This window comes from Deltaproteobacteria bacterium, from assembly GCA_029210625.1.
In the GTDB taxonomy this organism is placed as follows: Bacteria; Myxococcota; Myxococcia; order SLRQ01; family SLRQ01; genus JARGFU01.
This window is the reverse complement of sequence record JARGFU010000022.1, coordinates 55,338-71,701: the sequence shown is the minus strand read 5'-3', so window position 1 is coordinate 71,701 and position 16,364 is coordinate 55,338. Positions and strand designations below refer to the sequence as shown.

General features: G+C 72.3%; 19 protein-coding genes. 17 read left to right on the top strand and 2 right to left on the bottom strand.

Features of this window, described 5'->3' with window-relative positions; genetic code table 11:
* Nucleotides 1-9: 9 nt before the first annotated feature.
* Nucleotides 10-1,323, bottom strand: a complete 1,314-nt coding sequence (locus P1V51_19285; GenBank protein ID MDF1565189.1) for a sensor histidine kinase — start codon at nucleotides 1,321-1,323, stop codon at nucleotides 10-12.
* Between the two features lie 103 nt (nucleotides 1,324-1,426).
* Between P1V51_19285 and P1V51_19280 the strand changes: the two genes are divergently transcribed.
* The 15 genes from P1V51_19280 to P1V51_19210 all read left to right on the top strand — a co-directional run bounded on the left by P1V51_19280 (nucleotide 1,427) and on the right by P1V51_19210 (nucleotide 13,302).
* On the top strand, nucleotides 1,427-2,413 hold the full coding sequence (locus tag P1V51_19280; GenBank protein ID MDF1565188.1) for an NAD(P)H-quinone oxidoreductase: 987 nt from the start codon (nucleotides 1,427-1,429) through the stop codon (nucleotides 2,411-2,413).
* Between the two features lie 79 nt (nucleotides 2,414-2,492).
* Complete coding sequence (locus P1V51_19275; GenBank protein MDF1565187.1) at nucleotides 2,493-2,954, top strand: Rrf2 family transcriptional regulator; 462 nt, start codon at nucleotides 2,493-2,495, stop codon at nucleotides 2,952-2,954.
* Nucleotides 2,955-2,967: 13 nt separating this feature from the next.
* Nucleotides 2,968-3,957: a cysteine synthase A gene (cysK, locus tag P1V51_19270; GenBank protein ID MDF1565186.1), complete on the top strand. Its 990-nt coding sequence runs from the start codon at nucleotides 2,968-2,970 to the stop codon at nucleotides 3,955-3,957.
* Nucleotides 3,954-4,730, top strand: coding sequence for a HesA/MoeB/ThiF family protein (locus P1V51_19265; protein ID MDF1565185.1), 777 nt, complete (start codon nucleotides 3,954-3,956; stop codon nucleotides 4,728-4,730). The genes cysK and P1V51_19265 overlap by 4 nt, the downstream gene beginning before the upstream one ends.
* On the top strand, nucleotides 4,727-4,969 hold the full coding sequence (locus P1V51_19260; GenBank protein ID MDF1565184.1) for a sulfurtransferase TusA family protein: 243 nt from the start codon (nucleotides 4,727-4,729) through the stop codon (nucleotides 4,967-4,969). The genes P1V51_19265 and P1V51_19260 overlap by 4 nt, the downstream gene beginning before the upstream one ends.
* Complete coding sequence (locus tag P1V51_19255) at nucleotides 4,966-5,244, top strand: MoaD/ThiS family protein (GenBank protein MDF1565183.1); 279 nt, start codon at nucleotides 4,966-4,968, stop codon at nucleotides 5,242-5,244. The genes P1V51_19260 and P1V51_19255 overlap by 4 nt, the downstream gene beginning before the upstream one ends.
* A 55-nt stretch (nucleotides 5,245-5,299) precedes the next feature.
* On the top strand, nucleotides 5,300-6,229 hold the full coding sequence (locus P1V51_19250) for a cysteine synthase family protein (GenBank protein MDF1565182.1): 930 nt from the start codon (nucleotides 5,300-5,302) through the stop codon (nucleotides 6,227-6,229).
* 24 nt (nucleotides 6,230-6,253) lie between these two features.
* Entirely contained in the window at nucleotides 6,254-6,865 is a 612-nt protein-coding gene (locus P1V51_19245; protein MDF1565181.1) for a M67 family metallopeptidase, read from the top strand.
* Entirely contained in the window at nucleotides 6,862-7,377 is a 516-nt protein-coding gene (locus P1V51_19240) for a universal stress protein (protein MDF1565180.1), read from the top strand. Before P1V51_19245 ends, P1V51_19240 begins: the two co-directional genes overlap by 4 nt.
* 95 nt (nucleotides 7,378-7,472) lie before the next feature.
* On the top strand, nucleotides 7,473-8,750 hold the full coding sequence (cysC, locus tag P1V51_19235) for an adenylyl-sulfate kinase (protein MDF1565179.1): 1,278 nt from the start codon (nucleotides 7,473-7,475) through the stop codon (nucleotides 8,748-8,750).
* Nucleotides 8,737-9,558 carry an ATP-dependent sacrificial sulfur transferase LarE gene (gene larE / locus P1V51_19230; protein ID MDF1565178.1) on the top strand — a complete coding sequence of 274 codons (822 nt, stop codon included), beginning with the start codon at nucleotides 8,737-8,739 and terminating at the stop codon, nucleotides 9,556-9,558. The genes cysC and larE overlap by 14 nt, the downstream gene beginning before the upstream one ends.
* Nucleotides 9,559-9,636: 78 nt before the next feature.
* The gene (locus P1V51_19225) at nucleotides 9,637-12,153 is read left to right on the top strand and encodes a hypothetical protein (protein ID MDF1565177.1); all 2,517 of its coding nucleotides are present in this window, start codon (nucleotides 9,637-9,639) and stop codon (nucleotides 12,151-12,153) included.
* Between the two features lie 10 nt (nucleotides 12,154-12,163).
* Nucleotides 12,164-12,724 (top strand): hypothetical protein, encoded by a 561-nt coding sequence (locus P1V51_19220; GenBank protein ID MDF1565176.1) that lies wholly within the window; start codon nucleotides 12,164-12,166, stop codon nucleotides 12,722-12,724.
* 135 nt (nucleotides 12,725-12,859) lie between these two features.
* Complete coding sequence (locus P1V51_19215; protein ID MDF1565175.1) at nucleotides 12,860-13,030, top strand: ribbon-helix-helix domain-containing protein; 171 nt, start codon at nucleotides 12,860-12,862, stop codon at nucleotides 13,028-13,030.
* A gap of 119 nt (nucleotides 13,031-13,149) precedes the next feature.
* Nucleotides 13,150-13,302, top strand: a complete 153-nt coding sequence (locus P1V51_19210; protein MDF1565174.1) for a hypothetical protein — start codon at nucleotides 13,150-13,152, stop codon at nucleotides 13,300-13,302.
* Between the two features lie 9 nt (nucleotides 13,303-13,311).
* Here P1V51_19210 and P1V51_19205 read toward each other — a convergent pair whose 3' ends face one another.
* Entirely contained in the window at nucleotides 13,312-14,136 is an 825-nt protein-coding gene (locus tag P1V51_19205; GenBank protein ID MDF1565173.1) for a tRNA pseudouridine synthase A, read from the bottom strand.
* Between the two features lie 86 nt (nucleotides 14,137-14,222).
* Between P1V51_19205 and P1V51_19200 the strand changes: the two genes are divergently transcribed.
* Entirely contained in the window at nucleotides 14,223-15,200 is a 978-nt protein-coding gene (locus P1V51_19200) for an AgmX/PglI C-terminal domain-containing protein (GenBank protein ID MDF1565172.1), read from the top strand.
* A 467-nt stretch (nucleotides 15,201-15,667) separates the two neighbouring features.
* Nucleotides 15,668-16,315 (top strand): hypothetical protein, encoded by a 648-nt coding sequence (locus tag P1V51_19195; GenBank protein ID MDF1565171.1) that lies wholly within the window; start codon nucleotides 15,668-15,670, stop codon nucleotides 16,313-16,315.
* Nucleotides 16,316-16,364 lie beyond the last annotated feature (49 nt).

The window sequence follows — 16,364 nt, the reverse complement described above, 5'->3', positions numbered from 1 at the left end:
TCCTCTCCTTCAGGCCCGGGCCGCCTTGCCGAGCTCGACCTCGAAGCGCACCTTCGTGCCCTCACCCTCGGCGCTCTCGATCTCGAGGCCGCCGCCCACCTTCTTCGCCCGCTCCCGCATGTTCAGGAGCCCGTAGTGGCCCTTGAGCGAGGGGTCGGCCACGAAGCCCTTGCCGTCGTCGACGATCTCCAGCTTCACCCGCGGCGCGACCCAGGCGAGGCGCACGTCCACCTTCCGGGCCTCGGCGTGGCGGGTGGCGTTGGTGAGGCACTCCTGCAGGATGCGGAACATCGTCAGCGAGACCTCGGAGGGCAGCTCGGGTGGGCGCCCGAGGTGGTCGAAGTGCACCGGCAGCTTCGAGCGCGCCTCCCAGGTCCGGCAGTAGTCCTCGATGGCCGAGAGCAGCTCGAAGTCGTCCCGCATCATGGAGATGTTGCGGCGCAGCTCGTCGATGCTCTCCTCGGCCACGCCCTTGAGCTCCTGGATCTCCCGGACCAGGGTCTCCGCCTGCTCGGGCTTGTTCTGGCGGCCGAGCTGCTCGAGGTACTCGGCCTGGATGATCAGGGAGGAGAGGGAGGCGCCGAGGCCGTCGTGGATCTCCCGGGCCAGGCGGTTGCGCTCCTCGACCACCGCCAGCTCCTTGAGGCCGTCCTGGAGCACGACCAGCTCCTCGTGCTGAGCCTGCTCGCGCTCGTTCAGGTAGACCATCACGTAGACGATGATGAAGTTGATGGCCGAGTACCAGAGCAGCACGAAGAGATCGAGGACGGCCACCTTGTGGCCCCAGAGCAGCTGGTCGATCTGGGCGACGATGGGGAGGGTGAGCAGGGGCGGGAGGATGGCCAGCGGCTTGGGGAAGAGGATCACGAAGAGCATCGTGAACATCAGCTCGGTGGCCAGCAGGGGGGAGCCCAGGCCGCCCGAGGCCGCGATCAGGTAGACCATCACCAGCAGGTCGAGGCAGAGGGTCACGAAGGTGACCACCCGGTTCGCCCGGGGACGGTCCAGCACGAGGTAGCTGGCCACCGAGTAGCCGACCATCCCGAAGTAGACGGCGAAGGCCCAGAGGCTGCGGATGCCGAAGGCCGCCGACCAGCCGGGGATGGCGAGCACGCCCAGGCCGATCGTGAGGAAGGCCAGGCGGGCGTAGAAGAGGGTGCGCGCCCGGGTGACGAAGCGCAGCTCGACGTAGCTGTGCCGGCCGAGGGAGGTCGAGCGGGTCGGATCCAGGGAGGCGAGGAAGCCCTCGACCTCCATGCCCCGCCGCTCGACCGGAGTGGAGGCTCCGGGAGGGGGAGGCGCGGAGGGGAGGGGATCGGCCATGCTCGGGGGATTGTACGGGGAGGGGGGATCCGGAGGCCAGGACCCCATGGAAAAGCCGTGCGCGTGCTCGTGCACGTGCGCGTGCGCGGGATAGGTTCCCGGCATGAGCAAGGTGGAAGCCGTGATCATCGAGGGCGCGGGCGGGCCGGAGGTGCTCTCCCTGGGCACCCTCGAGCTCGCCGAGCCGGGGCCCGGCGAGGTCCGGGTGGAGGTCGCCGCGGCGGGGTTGAACCGCGCGGATCTCCTCCAGCGGATGGGTCTCTATCCGGCGCCCCCGGGGGTGCCGCCGCAGGTGCCGGGCCTGGAGCTGGCCGGGGCGATCGTGGCGCTCGGCGAGGGGGTCGAGGGCTGGTCGGTGGGGGAGCGGGTGATGGCCCTGACCGCCGGGGGCGCGATGGCCCGGGAGGCCAACGTGCCCGCCGGGCAGCTCCTGCCCTGGCCCGAGGGCCTTCCCGCCGCCGAGGCCGCGGCGATCCCCGAGGCCTTCCTCACCGCCTTCGACGCCCTGATCCTCCAGGGGGCGCTGCGCGCCGGCGAGACCCTCTACCTGAACGCCCTCGGCTCGGGGGTGGGCACCGCCGCGGTGCAGCTCGCCTCCCGCGCCGGGGCCACCGTGCTGGCCTCCTCCCGGAGCCCGGAGAAGATCGAGGCGGCCCGCCCGCTGGGCCTCGCGGCCGGGCGGGCGCCCGGGGAGGGCCTGGCGGCCTGGGTCCGGGAGCGGACCGGGGGCCGGGGGGCCGAGGTGGTCCTCGACCTGGTCGGCGCCTCCCAGCTCTCCGAGACCCAGCGCTGCCTCGCGCCGCGCGGGCGCTGGCTGCTGGTGGGGCTGCTCGGGGGCGCCCGGGCCGAGCTGGATCTGGGCCGCCTCCTGGCCGCCCGGATCACCCTCACCGGCACGGTGCTGCGCTCGCGGCCCGGGGAGGAGAAGGCCGCCCTGGTGCAGGCCTTCGCCGCGCAGGCCCTGCCGGGCTTCGCCGAGGGCCGGCTGAGGCCCGTCCTGGCCGGCACCCTGCCCATGGAGCGAGTGGGGGAGGCCCACGCGCGGCTGGCCGGCGGGGGGATCTTCGGGAAGCTCGTCCTCACCTGGTGAGGGGGGCGCCTTGACAGGCGGGCCACGGGGCCCTACCTAACCGATAGGACCGGTCAAGAACGCATTCCCGAGAAAACCGATGAAACTCTCCACCCGAGCGCGCTACGGCCTGCGCGGTGTCTTCGACATCGCCTACCACAACCGGGGCGAGTCGACCCACGTCAAGGACATCGCCCGCCGCCAGGGCGTGACCCCCCGCTACCTGGAGCAGATCTTCCAGGCCCTCAAGAAGGCCGGGATCCTCGCGGCGGTCCGTGGCCCCCGGGGCGGCTACTACCTCGCGCGCCCGGCGGCCGAGATCCGGGTGGGGGACGTCGTGCGGGCCACCGAGGGGCCGATCCGCTTCGAGTCGCCCCCGGGCCCACCGAAGCAGGGCGAGCGCGATCGAGGGGAGCGCTTCCTGGCCGAGGTCTGGGACGAGCTCGGCGAGCGGGTCGAGGGGGTGCTCGACGGGATCTCCCTCGAGGATCTCTGCGCCCGGGGCGAGGCCGCGGGCCTCTCCCGCGAGACCCCGGCGGATCAGCTCATGTACTTCATCTAAGGTGAGGAGCGCCGTGTCCCTCCCGCTAGAGGCGGTCGCGCCGCCCGCCATCGACTCGATCCTCGGGGCCATCGGGGGCACGCCCCTGCTCGCCCTCGGGCGCCTGCAGCCCCCCGGCGCCGCCCGGCTCCTGCTCAAGTGCGAGCAGCTGGAGCCGGCCGGCTCGGTGAAGGACCGCATCGCCCTGGAGATGATCCGCCAGGCGGAGGCCCGCGGCGAGCTGAAGGAGGGCGGCACCGTCATCGAGCCCACCAGCGGCAACACCGGCGTGGGGCTGGCGCTGGTCTGCGCGGCCCGGGGCTACCGCTGCGTCCTGACCATGCCCGCCGACATGAGCCTCGAGCGGCGCCAGCTCCTCGAGTCCTTCGGCGCCGAGGTGATCCTCACCGAGCCGGCGGCGTTCATGGAGGGCGCGATCTCCGCCGCCGAGGATCTCCTGGCCGCGACCCCCGGGGCCTTCATGCCCGCCCAGTTCGAGAACCCCGACAACCCGCGGGCCCACCGCGAGCACACCGCGCCCGAGATCATCGAGGCCCTGGAGGGGGAGGCGGCCCGCGCGGGGGGCGAGGCCCGCCTGGACGCGGTGGTGGTGGGGGTGGGCACCGGCGGCACCCTCGGCGGGATCGCCGGCCCCCTGCGGGAGCGCTTCCCGGGCGTGCGGCTGGTGGCGGTCGAGCCGGAGGGCTCGGCGGTCCTCTCGGGCGGGGCGCCGGGGCTCCACCGGATCCAGGGGATCGGCGCCGGCTTCGTCCCGGCCGTGGTCGATCGCGGAGCCCACGACGAGGTCCGCGCCGTCGGCGACCGGGCCGCCTGGGAGATGCGCGGCCGCCTCGCCCGGGAGGAGGGCCTGATGGTGGGCATCTCCTCGGGGGCGAACGTGGTGGTGGCCCTCGAGGTCGCCGCCACGCTGCCCCCCGAGGCCGTGGTGCTCACCTTCCTCTGCGACACCGGCGAGCGCTACCACTCCCTGGCCACCTTCTTCGACGAGGACGTCTCCCGATGAGCTCCCCCGACGACGCGCGCCTCGAGCGCCACTCCCGCCAGATGCTCCTCGACGCGATCGGCGGGGCGGGGCAGGCCCGCCTGGGCGCGGCCCGGGTGCTCTGCGTCGGCGCCGGCGGCCTCGGCTCTCCGGTGGCCCTCTACCTCGCGGCGGCGGGCGTGGGGCACCTCACCCTCCTCGATCCCGACGAGGTCTCGCTCTCCAACCTCCACCGCCAGGTCCTCCACGGCAGCGCCGACCTCGGGAGGCCCAAGGTCGAGAGCGGCGTCGAGCGGCTGCACGAGCTCGATCCCGAGCTCTCCCTGGAGGGGATGCGGGCCCGGCTCGACGCGGACCTCGCCCGGGTGCTCTTCGCCGAGCACGATCTGATCGTCGACGGCTCCGACAACTTCGAGACCCGCTTCCTCTGCAACGACGCCGCCCTCGCCGCCGGCAAGCCCCTCGTCCACGGCGGCGTGCTGGGCTTCGTCGGCCAGGTCACCTTGATCGACGGCCGCCACGGCGGCTGCTACCGCTGCCTCTTCGAGGCGCCCCCGCCCCCGGGCGAGGTCCCGCCCTGCTCGGAGGCCGGCGTGCTCGGCGCGGTCTGCGGGGTGATCGGCTCGGTGATGGCCACCGAGGCGATCAAGCGGCTGGTGGATCCGGAGGGCGAGGCCCTCCCGCACCTGGCCGGCCGCCTCTTCGTCTGGGACGGCCTGGCGGCCCGGGGCCGGACCCTCTCCCTGCCGAGGCGCGAGGGCTGCCCCGCCTGCGCCGCGGGGGGCGAGCGATGAACGCCCACGTCGATCTGCGGGGGACGGTCTGCCCGATGAACCTGCTGAAGGCGAAGCTCGCCCTCGAGCCCCTGGCGGTGGGCGACACCCTCGAGATCCTCCTCGACCCCGGCGAGGGCATGGAGAACGTGCCGCAGGCCCTCGAGGCCGCGGGCCACGAGATCCTCCTCCAGAAGTGGTCCACCTCCGAAGGCGCTCCCTGCACCCTCCACATCCGTAAAGGAGCCAAGAAGCGATGAGCGTGAAGATCCGGATCCCCACCCCCCTGCGCAAGCTGACCGCCGGCGCCGACGTCATCGACGTCGACGGGCAGACCGTCAAGGAGGTCCTCGACGCCCTCGAGGCCGCCCACCCCGGCTTCGCCGAGAAGCTCTACGACGACAAGGGCGGGCTGCGCCGCTTCATCAACGTCTACCTCGGCGACGAGGACGTCCGCTTCCTCCAGGGCCTGGACACGGCCATCGCGGGAGAGGCCGAGCTCTCGATCGTCCCGGCCATCGCGGGCGGCCGCTAGGCCCGCCTCCCCCGGGCCAAGGTCGATGCGCACCCCCCATCGATACGGAGCCAGGGTGCTCCCCTCCCTCGTCGAGGCGGTGGGGAGGACGCCCCTGGTGCGCCTGGCGAGGACCGACGCCCGCTTCGGCGAGGGGATCACCCTCTGGGCCAAGCTGGAGTGGTTCAACCCGGGGGGCTCGGTGAAGGATCGCGCCGCCCGGCAGATGCTCACCGAGGCCCTCGCCGACGGCAGGCTGAAGCCGGGGGGGACGGTGATCGACTCCACCAGCGGCAACACCGGCATCGCCTACAGCTGGCTCTGCGCCGCCCTCGGCCTGAAGTGCGTGCTGGTGATGCCCGAGAACGTCACCCACGGCCGGAAGGCCTTCACCCGCACCCTGGGGGCCGAGATCGTCTACTCCGACCCCCTCGAGGGCTCGGACGGCGCCATCCTGAAGGCCCAGGCCCTGGTCCGGGCCGAGCCCGATCGCCGCTTCTACCCCGATCAGTACTCGAACCCGGCCAACCCCCGGGCCCACGAGCTGGGCACGGCCCGGGAGATCTGGGCCCAGACCGGCGGCGCGGTGACCCACTTCGTGGCCGGCATCGGCACCACCGGCACGGTGATGGGCACCGGGCGGGGCCTCAAGGCGCTCTCCCCCTCGGTGCAGGTGCTGGCGGTCGAGCCCGACGACGGCCTCCACGGCCTCGAGGGGCTCAAGCACCTCGCCAGCTCGATCCGGCCGGCGATCTGGCAGCCAGAGGGGGTCGTGGACGAGATCCTGCCGATCGGCACCGAGGCGGGGTGGGACGAGTCCGAGCGGCTGCTGCGGGAGGAGGGGCTGGCGGTCGGGCACTCGGGAGGGGCGGCGCTGGCCGGCGCCCTGCGGGTGGCGCAGCGCCTGCACGAGGCCGGAGAGCCCGGGACCATCGTCACCCTCTTTCCCGATCGGGCCGATCGGTATTTCGAGGCCGGTGTGTGGGACCCATCGCAGACCTGGTAAAGGTGTGGTAAGAGGTCGCACCCGATGTCCAAGTTGCGGTACCCAAAGGAGATTCTGGACGTGCTCCGGGCCCGGGCCATGGCGGCCTATCCCGAGGAGGCCTGTGGTCTGATCTCCGGTTTGGTTGGCCCCAGAGGGGCGATCGCCGTGGGTGTTCACGCAATGGACAACGTCTACGATCGCTACCGGGAGGCCGATCCCGAGGCCTATCCCCGCAGCAACGCGACGGCCTATCTGATGGATCCGGGGCGTCAGCAGGCCCTGGTCCGGGCGCTGGAGGAGGGGGGGACCCCCCTGATCAGCATCTGGCACTCCCATGTGGACGTCGGCAGCTACTTCTCCGAGGAGGACCAGCGAGGGGCCCTCTGGGACGGAGAGCCGCTCCACCCCGGGGTCGAGTACCTCGTGCTCTCGGCCCGCAAGGAGGGCGTGGACGCCGCGAAGGCCTTCCACTGGAATGGAGAGGCCTTCGAGGGCCGGGACGTCCCTCTCGGGGGTCGCTCGGGAGGTCGCCCGGGGGGCAAGCGGCACGGCCGTGGCCGGCGGGGTAACCGCCGGGGGCGCGGGGGGCGCCGGCCGGAGGGTCAGGACCGGCCGGGAGATCGGAGCGCCGGGCGCGAGGGGGGCGATCGATGAGCGCCACCGAGCGGGCCGGCGCCACCGGAGGCGCCCGGGGGGCGCCCGGAAGCGAGACGGGCCCCGTGCTGCTGCTCTGCACCACCACCCGGGACTGTCCGCGCACCCTGGAGGCGGCCCTGCAGGTCGCGCGGGGAGGAGGGCGGGAGCTCCTGGCCCTCTTCGTCCTGGATCCGGCCCTGCTCCAGGCGACGGCCTCCCTGCTCTCGCAGGCGGGCTTCGACGCCACCGAGCGCAGCGCCGAGGCGCTCGAGCCGGCCTACCGCAGCCGGGCCGAGGCGCGGCTCGGCGAGATCCGCCGCGCCGCCCTGGAGGCGGGCCTGCAGGTCCGCACCGAGCTGCGCGAGGGAAGCTTCACCGATCAGCTGGAGGCCCTCCTCGGCGAGGAGGGGCCCTCCCGGGTGATCTGCGCCCGGAAGCGGCGCAGCCACTACGCCCGGCTGGTCTTCGAGCAGGGGCTCCTCGAGCCCCTGCGGGGTTCCGTGCCGCTCGACGAGGTGGAGGAGACCTGAAGGGTCGAGACGGCTTCTAAATCAGGCGCCGAACCGGGAGTTCCGACTAGGGAGGGACGAGGGGAGGCGGCGCACACAGGAGAGTGGAGGACGCGATGGCGGACAACGGCGTGACGGTGTGGTTCACGGGAATGAGCGGCTCGGGCAAGAGCACCCTGGCCCACTATGTGGCGGCGCGACTGCAGGCGGCCGGGCGGGCCGTGGAGATCGTCGACGAGGACGAGCTCATGGATCGCTTCGGCCGGGGCCTGGGCCACAGCCGTGAGGACCGGGACGAGGCCGTGAGGCGGATGGGCTGGATGTGCGAGCTGCTCACCCGCAACCACGTGGTGACCATCGCCGCGGCGGTGAGCCCCTACCGGGTCGTCCGGGAGGAGCTGCGCCGGGACATCGGCCACTTCGTGGAGATCTTCACCGACTGCCCGGTGGACGTGCTGGTGAAGCGGGACGTGAAGGGGCTCTACAAGAAGGCCCTGGCCGGTGAGCTGCCGCACTTCACCGGCATCACCGAGCCCTACGAGCCGCCGGTCGCGGCCGAGGTGGTCCTCGACACCGGCAACGAGACGGTGGAGGCCTGCGCGGCGACCGTCCTGCAGGCCCTGCACCGCAACGGCTTCCTCACCAAGCAGGAGCAGAAGGTCGCGCTCTTCGGGCACGGCCCCTCCGCCCAGAAGCTGGCCCGGGCCACGGCCGCCGCCGCCGCCAAGGAGGCCAAGGCGGCGAAGACCGACGTTGCCAAGCGCCGCGAGGAGCTCACCAAGAAGGACGCCCGCCAGCGCCTCATCGACGAGAAGCGCCGGGAGAAGGAGGAGGAGCAGGCCAAGAAGGAGGCCGAGCGCCAGAAGAAGGAGGCCGAGCTCCAGCGCAAGGAGGCCGAGCGGCAGCAGAAGGAAGAGGCGCGCCGCCGCGTCGTCGAGGAGCGCGAGCGCAAGCGGGCCGAGGCCCGGGAGAAGGTCGCCGCCAAGAAGGCGAAGGAGGCCGAGAAGCGCCGCCTGAAGGCCGAGCGCGAGGCTGCCCGGCGCCAGAAGGCCAAGGAGGCCGCCGCCCGCAAGAAGGAGGCTGCCCGCAAGAAGATCGAGGCTCGCAAGCTCGCCGAGGCGAAGAAGCGGGAGCAGGCGCGCCAGGCCGCGGCGAAGAAGAAGGCCGCCGCCCAGAAGGCCGCCGAGGCCAAGAAGCAGGCCGCCAAGAAGAAGGCCGCCAAGAAGCCCGCCAAGAAGAAGACGGCCAAGAAGGCGACCAAGAAGAAGACGGCCGGCCAGCGGGCCGGCTCGAAGAAGACCGCCAAGAAGGCGACGAAGAAGAAGGTCGCCAAGAAGCAGCCGACCAAGAAGACCACGAAGAAGAAGGTGGCCAAGAAGCGTGGCCGTCGCTAGCAGAGAGCACGGCAGCTCCGGGTCCTCCGAGCTGCGCCAGATCCTCGAGTCCCTCGAGAGCGTCCTGGTCTGCTTCTCGGGGGGCGTCGACTCGGCCTACCTCCTGGCCGAGGCCCACGCCGTCCTCGGCGATCGGGCCGTGGCCCTCACCGCGATCTCGGCCTCCCTGGCGCCGGGAGAGCGCGAGGCCGCCGCCCGGATCGCGGCCGCGCTCGGGGTGCGCCACCTGGAGGTCGACTCCCACGAGGGGGCGCTGCCCGACTACCGGAAGAACGACGCGGATCGCTGCTTCCACTGCAAGAGCGAGCTCTACTCCATCGCCCACCGCGAGGCCGGGCGCCTGGGCCTCGCGGCGATCGTCGATGGCTTCAACCGGGACGACCGGGGGGATCACCGGCCCGGCCGGGAGGCCGCCCGGGAGCAGGGGGTCCGCTCGCCCCTCGACGAGGCGGGCCTGGGCAAGGAGGCGATCCGGGAGGGCGCCCGGGCGCTGGGCCTGGAGATCTGGGACAAGCCCGCCGCCGCCTGCCTGGCCAGCCGCATCCCCTACGGCACCGAGGTGACCGAGCTGCGCCTCTCCCGGGTGGGGAAGGCCGAGGCGGCCCTGGCGGCGCTGGGCTTCCGGGTCCTGCGGGTGCGGGACCACCACCCGGTGGCCCGGCTCGAGCTCGGGGTCGACGAGATCCCCCGCCTCCTCGAGCCCGGGGTGCGGGCGCAGGTCCTGGAGGCGGTCCGCGAGGCGGGCTTCCCCTACGTCGCCCTCGACCTCGAGGGCTACCGCCTCGGGGCCCTGAACGAGCTGCTCTGATCCGGGGCCGGCAAAGCTCTGTTTGACCGGTCTTCCAGGCACTCTGTAGAATGAGAGGTCACCTTGGGAGGGACCCGTATGCGTCGCCGCCGCCTGCCGAAGAGCCTCACCTATTCCGCCCTCGTCCTCGTCGCGATGGGGTGCTCCTCCAGTGGAGGGAGCGGCTGCGGCTGCGGTGAGACGCCGCTGGCCACCGACATGGACGAGGCCGAGAAGATCTACGACGGCATGCTCCTGCAGGTGACCCCCGAGGGCCTCAACTACGTCGAGGCCAACTTCACCCCGATCGTCGAGAGCTTCATGGCCGGCGGGCTGGCCTTCGACATGCCGGCCGGCGGCAACATGAGCTGCCCGACCTTCGGCTGCAACAGCCAGCAGGTGATCTGCGAGGGCGGCAGCCCCTGCCCGATCACGGCGGACATCCACGACATCGCCCTCTCCACCGTCGCGGCCGATCGCCTCCACCTCTCGGCCAACCTCGACGTCACCGCGCCGAACATCCCCCTGGGCATCTGCCAGAACCTTTTCGTCTGCGCCGAGATCAACTTCGATCTGGCGATCACGGTCACCAACAAGCCCATCAGCGCGGACGTCGTCCTTGGCGTCGACCCCCTGATGAAGGTGACGACCTTCGACCTCGAGAACCTCGACGTCTCCCTCTCGTGCAACGACTTCCGGGTCGAGGGCGGTCTGCTCTGCGACATGGCCGACTGGGGCTTCATCCGGGACCTCATCGCCGGCTTCGCCAACGGCATGCTGCAGGACCAGATCAACGGCCAGGTGCAGGGCACCATCGACGACATGACCTGCATGCCCTGCGACTACTTCACCGCGGGCTGCGCGACGGGCGTGGGCGGCGGCGCCACCTGCGACGGCTCCACCGGCTGGTGCATGAACCCCACCACCTCCTCCTGCGTGCGCTCCCCGATGGGCATGGTGGGCAACCTCGACGTCGGCCAGCTCCTCGGCGCCCTCACCGGCGGCGCCTCGGCCCCGATCGACGTCTTCGTCGCCCCCGGCCAGGAGGCCCAGCCCGTGGCCGACCCCTACGTGCGGGTCAACGGCGCGCCCCTCGACCTGCGCGTGATCACCGGCTCCTACGCCCAGCCCCACGCCTGCGTGCCCGACGCGAGCAGCCTGCCCGCCACCGACCCGCCGCCGCGGATCGACTTCCCCATCGAGGCCACCAACGCCGGCGTCAACAGCTTCCACGCGGGGGTCGGGGTCTCCGACCGCTTCCTCGACAAGTTCCTCTACGACCTCTACCGGGGCGGCGGCCTCTGCCTGAACATCGGCAGCGACACCCTCGATCTCATCTCCGCCGGGCTCTTCAAGACCTTCCTGCCCAGCCTCGACAGCCTCACCGAGGGCCGCAACGCGCCGATGTTCATCGGCCTGCGGCCCAAGGACCGGCCCACGGTCGACATCGGGGCGGGCACCTGGCACGACGAGAACGGCGTCAAGGTGATCGACGAGCCCCTGCTGACGGTGAACCTCCCCGACCTGCACCTCGACTTCTACGCGCAGATCGAGGAGCGGATGGTCCGCCTCTTCACCCTGAAGATGGACCTGGCCCTGCCGCTGGCGCTGGAGTTCACCGCCCAGAACGAGCTGGTGCCGATCCTGGGCGACCTCGGCAGCCTGGTCACCAACATCCAGGCCATGAACTCGGAGATCCTCGCCGAGGATCCGGCCGTCCTCGAGGACCTGATCCCGGCGATCATCGGCCTCATCGAGCCGATGCTGGCCGACGCCCTCGGCCCCATCGCCCTGCCGGATCTGCAGGGCTTCGGCCTCGACGTGAAGAAGATCGGCGGCATGGTGGCGCGCCCCAGCGAGCCCGGTCACTTCGAGCACATGGGCATCCTGGCCGACCTCCTCTTCAACCCGGCCACCCCGGCGCCCTTCGTGGTCGAGACGGGCGTGACCGTCCTCGACGTGCGCACGCCCCTCGAGGAGGCCATGCGGCCCGTCGTCGGCGTCCCGCTGCCCCGGCCCGAGGTCCGGCTCGCCCTGAGCGGCCACGACGCGCGCAAGGGCTCCCCCGGCCTCGAGTGGCAGTACCGGATCGACGGCGGCTTCTGGTCGCCCTTCTCGACCGCCCGGCAGATCACCGTGCGGGCCCGGCAGCTGCTGCTGCCCGGGCGGCACCGCATCGAGGTGCGCGCGCGGGCGCTGGACGACTACCACACCCTCGATCCCACCCCGGCCGCGGCCGAGGTGATCATCGACTGGGCCGCCCCCACGGCGCGGCTGCTGGTCGAGCCCGAGAGCGGCGTGGTGCGGGTCGAGGCCCGGGACGACGTCACCCCGGCCGGGCGGCTGGAGTACGCCTTCGCCCGGGACGGCGGGGCCTTCACCTCCTTCGGGCCGGAGGCCGAGACGACCCTCGGCGTCGACGATCGCAGCCTCGAGGCGAGGGTGCGGGACGAGGCCGGCAACGTGAAGACCCTGGTCTGGCAGAGCTCGATCCCCGAGCTGCGCTCGGCCCTGCAGCCCGCCGGTGGCTGCGAGAGCGCCCGCGGGCCCACGGGGCTCGGGCTCTCGCTCCTCCTCGCGGGCCTGGCGCTCCTCGGGCTTCGCCGGCGCCGCTAGACCCGGGGCCATGACGACAGCTCCCTCGCGGGTGGGCGGGCTGCTGCTCGCCCTCCTCCTGCTCGTGCCGCTGGGCGCCGCGGCGGCACCGGCGGGGCAGGGGAGCGCGCGCTACCTCGACCCGCCGCTGCGGGGGCTCGATCACGCGGGCCGGACGGTCCTCGAGGTGGCGCCGGTCTTCCTCTACGCCATGCGCTCGGTGCTGCGGGGCCAGGCCGAGGACGGCCCCGGGATCGGGCTCGAGCTGCGCCTCGCCCGCGGCCTCGAGGGCTCCGGCGACGAGGTGGGCCTGCGCCTGCGCGGCAGCTACCTCGCCGCCTGGCCCGGGGTGATGCTCTCCGGTGGCTACCGCACCTACTTCGGGCGGGAGCGCTGGAAGACCTTCCTCGAGATCGAGCTGGCGCTCGCCTACCACGGGGGACCGCAGGCGGGGCTGCGGGCGGCGGGGGGCATGATCTACGAGCTCGGGCCCGACGCCGGGCTGGTCCTCGAGCTCGGCGCGCTGGGCACCGCCGGCGCCGCGATGTTCGGCTGGGCCGAGGCGAGAGCCGCGCTTCAACTTCGGTTCTAGGGAAAGGCCGTGAACGTGAACGTGCACGTGGACGTGCACGGCTTTTCCACGGTGAGACGGGTAACTTTTTTGACCGTGTCTTACCCGCTGCTACGGTGGAGGTGGATGTAGGACAACCCCCGCCCCGGAGGACCCGTGTACGACGCATCGCCGAAGACCCGCCGCCTCACTGGACTCGTGATTCGCCTCCCCCGCGAGGACTACGAGCGCCTCCGCGACCTCTCGGTCCACACCCGCGTGCGTCAGAGCGAGTACCTCCGTGAGGCCATCTCCGACCTGCTGGGCAAGTACGCCCACCTGATCTGAAGGGACGAAGGATGAGCACCGAGCTTCGCTGGTACCGGATCGTCGCCGAGAAGAACGTCAACGAGCTGCCTTTCGCCCGCTTCTACAAGGAGGCGGTCGAGCATGAGAGGAATCGCTAGATGAACGCCACCATCCGTGGAAGCCTCCCCCTGGACGCCGACCAGAAGCGCCTCGAGACCGCCTACGACGAGCTCGACGCCCTGGTCACCACCCTCATCGACCGCGAGTTCTCCGACGAGCTGCGTCGGGTCCGTCGCGCCCTGCTGGATTAGTCCGCTCGCCTACCCGAAGGGATCCAGTCCCTTCGGGTAGCGCACCCGCTGGAGCATCAAGCCCCGGCCGGGTGCCCGCGGACCCTGGTGGGTCCGCCGCGAAGCCACCAGCCCCGCGACCTCGGCCGGCGCGATCCGGCCGTAGCCGACCTCGACGAGGAGGCCGACCAGGTTGCGGATCTGGTGCTTCAGGAAGGCGTCGCCGCTCACCGTGAGCGCGTGGAGCACGCCGCCGGCCTCGCCGGGGTAGGGCAGGGAGCGCCAGCGCAGGACCCCCATCTTGCGGCGGGTCTTCCGCCGGTCGTGCACCGGCCGGCGAATCGTGGCCAGGCCACTCAAGTCCCGCCGGCCCCGCAGGGCGTCGGCCGCGGCCTGCATGGCCGGCAGATCGAGGCCGCCCCCGGCCGGCCGCTCGGGGAAGGAGCGGGGATCGGGGAGGGTCCAGACCCGCTCCCGGAGGAAGGCGTCCGCCTCGATCCGCTCCGGCGCGGCCGGGAGGCAGACGAGGTAGGTGTAGATCTTCCCCCGCGCCGAGAAGCGGGCGTGGAAGCGGGGCGGGGCCTCCACCAGGCCGTGGAGGCGCAGGTCGGCCGGGAGCCGGGCGGCGAGCCGGGGCGCCAGGTCGGGGGGCAGGGCCTCCTCGGCCTTGAAGTGGGCGATCTGCCCGAGGGCGTGCACGCCGGCGTCGGTGCGGGAGGCGCACTGCACCGTGGTGGGGCAGCCCAGCTCGGCGAGGGCCTCCTCCACCACCCCCTGCACGGTGCGTTGCCCGGGGTGGCGCTGCCAGCCCACGAAGGCCCCTCCGTCGTAGGCCAACCGAAGCGCGTATCGCATCGGGTTCATGCTAGACTGCGTCGCATCGGGGAAGCGAGGGCAAGGCGGCAGAGAGGCCGCCCGGAACTTCAAGATGGGCACCCCGAATGACGAGCATGGATCTGGGCACGAGTGGCGGACAGTGGCTGTTCAAGGACAGGGACCTCCTGATGGGGCCCGTCCCGGCCTCGACGATCATCGACAAGCTCGGTTCGGGTGAGATCACCCCCGAGTCCATGGTGGCCAACGAGGACGAGGGCGAGTGGAGGCACCTGCGGGAGTTCGAGTTCTTCCGGGTCCACGTGGCCAAGGCGCAGGCCCGCTCCCGGGTCATGCGGGAGAAGAAGAGCGACGAGGCCGCCCGCCGGCGCTCCCGCCGGGTGAAGCTGGCCGTCATCGCCGTCTCGGCGGTGATCCTGGTGGCCATGGTCGCCGGCGGGGCCTGGTACTACGTGACCTCCCGGCGGATCGGTGAGAGCTCCGCCGAGCTCGCCGAGATCGGCATCACCGTCAGCCCGCCGGTGATCGCGCTGGCCTCCCTCTCCACCCACCTCTCCGGCGAGGCCGGGGAGGACTACCTCGACGTGGACCTGCCCGAGGGCGAGCGGCGCCCGGGCGCCACCTCCACCAGCGGCAGGAAGCCGGCCACCTCCGGGAGGAAGCCCGGCTCCACCGGCAAGAAGCCCAGCGGCACCGAGAAGAAGCCCGAGGGCACCGCCGTGGCCTCCGCGGGCGCGGCCGGGACCCAGGCCCCCGGCGGAGAGACCGGGCCGGCCGACTCCGACGGGCTGGCGATGGGCAAGCCCCAGTACGACATGGGCCACATCCAGAGCGTGCTGAAGAAGCAGTCCTCGACCCTCTTCCCCTGCATCAAGGAGGAGGTCCAGCGGACCGGCTTCAAGGGCAGCATCCCCTTCGAGTTCGTGGTCACCAACGCCGGCAAGGTCGGCAAGATCTGGATCGACAACCGGCAGCTGCGTGGGACGCCGATGGAGAAGTGCTTCCAGCGCGAGATGGCCAAGTGGCGCTTCAAGCCCTTCGACGGCGAGCGCCCGACCGTCAGCCAGTCCTTCACCATCCGCTGACGCGAACCCTTCGGGTTCGGGCACCTTTTCGGGCTTCGCCCGAAAACGCGCGTGCTTCCGTTGCGGCCTTCGCGGGCTGAGGGGGAGCAACCTGGCCGGGGGACGCTCGCCTCTCAGCACCGAGTGGTCCCTCCGCGAGCCTGGTTTCCCGGGCTACCATCGAAGAACGGGGGCCGGTCTCCCGATAGCGCGGCCTGCGCGCGGTCTCTCGAGAGCGGCGCGCGGGCCCCAGGGACGGGCCCTCTCGGGGGCGTCGGCGGTACCGCCCGGCCGCTCGCGCACCTCCGATCCGGGCGGTGCCGCTGCCGAGCGAGCCGGAGCCGGGCCTAGCGGCGGTGTGGCGAGCCGGCACGGGCCCGGCGGGAGGTGAGCGTCCCCCGGGAGGGCCCGTCCCTGGGGCCCGCAAGCGCCGCGGTGGAGGCGATCGGGTGGCAAGGGGCCGGGGGGTCGGGTATGAGATCCGGCCCATGACGAAGAAGACCAAGTCGATGATCGCGATCGAGGAGCGCCTGGCCCAGCTGGCGCCCGGCTCCCTGCGATTTCAGGTGCTGGCCAGCGCGCTGGACTTCAAGCACGCCTGGGTGGAGCTGGGCCAGCTCCTGACCCAGGTGCGGGACGCCGCCGTCTACAAGGAGTGGGGCTTCGACGACTTCGAGCGCTACTGCGAGCGCGAGCTGCACATCAAGAAGGCGACCGCCCACAAGCTCACCGCCACCTACGGCTTCATGGAGCGGCGGGAGCCCAGCCTCCTGGCCGAGGCCCGGGAGCGCCCGGAGGCCCGGGCCAAGCTCCCCGACTTCGAGGTCCTGCGGGTCCTCACCGAGGCCGAGGACAAGGGGCAGATCGGCGATCAGGAGTACGCCACCTTCCGGGGAGAGGTCTTCGAGGGCAGCCCGCCCACCGCGGCCAAGGTCCAGAAGATGCTCAAGACCCGCTGGCCGACCCCGCCCCCTCCGGAGCCCCCGGTCCACGTGCGGCTCAAGAAGCTGGCCCGGGCGGCCGCCAAGCTGGCCGAGGCGACCGAGAGCCTGGCCATCGTGCCCCCCGAGCTCAAGGATCGGGCCGGAGCCCTGGCCGCCGACCTCGAGGCCCTGGCCGCCGAGCGGGCGGCCTAGGGCGCCCCACAGACCCTCGAAACGCTGTACAAAAGGAAGTACGGGCCCA

What these genes read in the sequence shown, in the direction of transcription:
- P1V51_19245 (MDF1565181.1), top strand. Translation starts at nt 6,254, where the DNA reads ATGTCCAAGTTGCGGTACCCAAAGGAGATTCTGGACGTGCTCCGGGCC.
- P1V51_19200 (MDF1565172.1), top strand. Translation starts at nt 14,223, where the DNA reads ATGACGAGCATGGATCTGGGCACGAGTGGCGGACAGTGGCTGTTCAAG.
- cysC (MDF1565179.1), top strand. Translation starts at nt 7,473, where the DNA reads ATGGCGGACAACGGCGTGACGGTGTGGTTCACGGGAATGAGCGGCTCG.
- P1V51_19260 (MDF1565184.1), top strand. Translation starts at nt 4,727, where the DNA reads ATGAACGCCCACGTCGATCTGCGGGGGACGGTCTGCCCGATGAACCTG.
- P1V51_19265 (MDF1565185.1), top strand. Translation starts at nt 3,954, where the DNA reads ATGAGCTCCCCCGACGACGCGCGCCTCGAGCGCCACTCCCGCCAGATG.
- P1V51_19255 (MDF1565183.1), top strand. Translation starts at nt 4,966, where the DNA reads ATGAGCGTGAAGATCCGGATCCCCACCCCCCTGCGCAAGCTGACCGCC.
- P1V51_19205 (MDF1565173.1), bottom strand. Translation starts at nt 14,136, where the DNA reads ATGCGATACGCGCTTCGGTTGGCCTACGACGGAGGGGCCTTCGTGGGC.
- P1V51_19220 (MDF1565176.1), top strand. Translation starts at nt 12,164, where the DNA reads ATGACGACAGCTCCCTCGCGGGTGGGCGGGCTGCTGCTCGCCCTCCTC.
- P1V51_19195 (MDF1565171.1), top strand. Translation starts at nt 15,668, where the DNA reads ATGACGAAGAAGACCAAGTCGATGATCGCGATCGAGGAGCGCCTGGCC.
- P1V51_19210 (MDF1565174.1), top strand. Translation starts at nt 13,150, where the DNA reads ATGAACGCCACCATCCGTGGAAGCCTCCCCCTGGACGCCGACCAGAAG.
- P1V51_19240 (MDF1565180.1), top strand. Translation starts at nt 6,862, where the DNA reads ATGAGCGCCACCGAGCGGGCCGGCGCCACCGGAGGCGCCCGGGGGGCG.
- P1V51_19225 (MDF1565177.1), top strand. Translation starts at nt 9,637, where the DNA reads ATGCGTCGCCGCCGCCTGCCGAAGAGCCTCACCTATTCCGCCCTCGTC.
- P1V51_19285 (MDF1565189.1), bottom strand. Translation starts at nt 1,323, where the DNA reads ATGGCCGATCCCCTCCCCTCCGCGCCTCCCCCTCCCGGAGCCTCCACT.
- P1V51_19275 (MDF1565187.1), top strand. Translation starts at nt 2,493, where the DNA reads ATGAAACTCTCCACCCGAGCGCGCTACGGCCTGCGCGGTGTCTTCGAC.
- P1V51_19280 (MDF1565188.1), top strand. Translation starts at nt 1,427, where the DNA reads ATGAGCAAGGTGGAAGCCGTGATCATCGAGGGCGCGGGCGGGCCGGAG.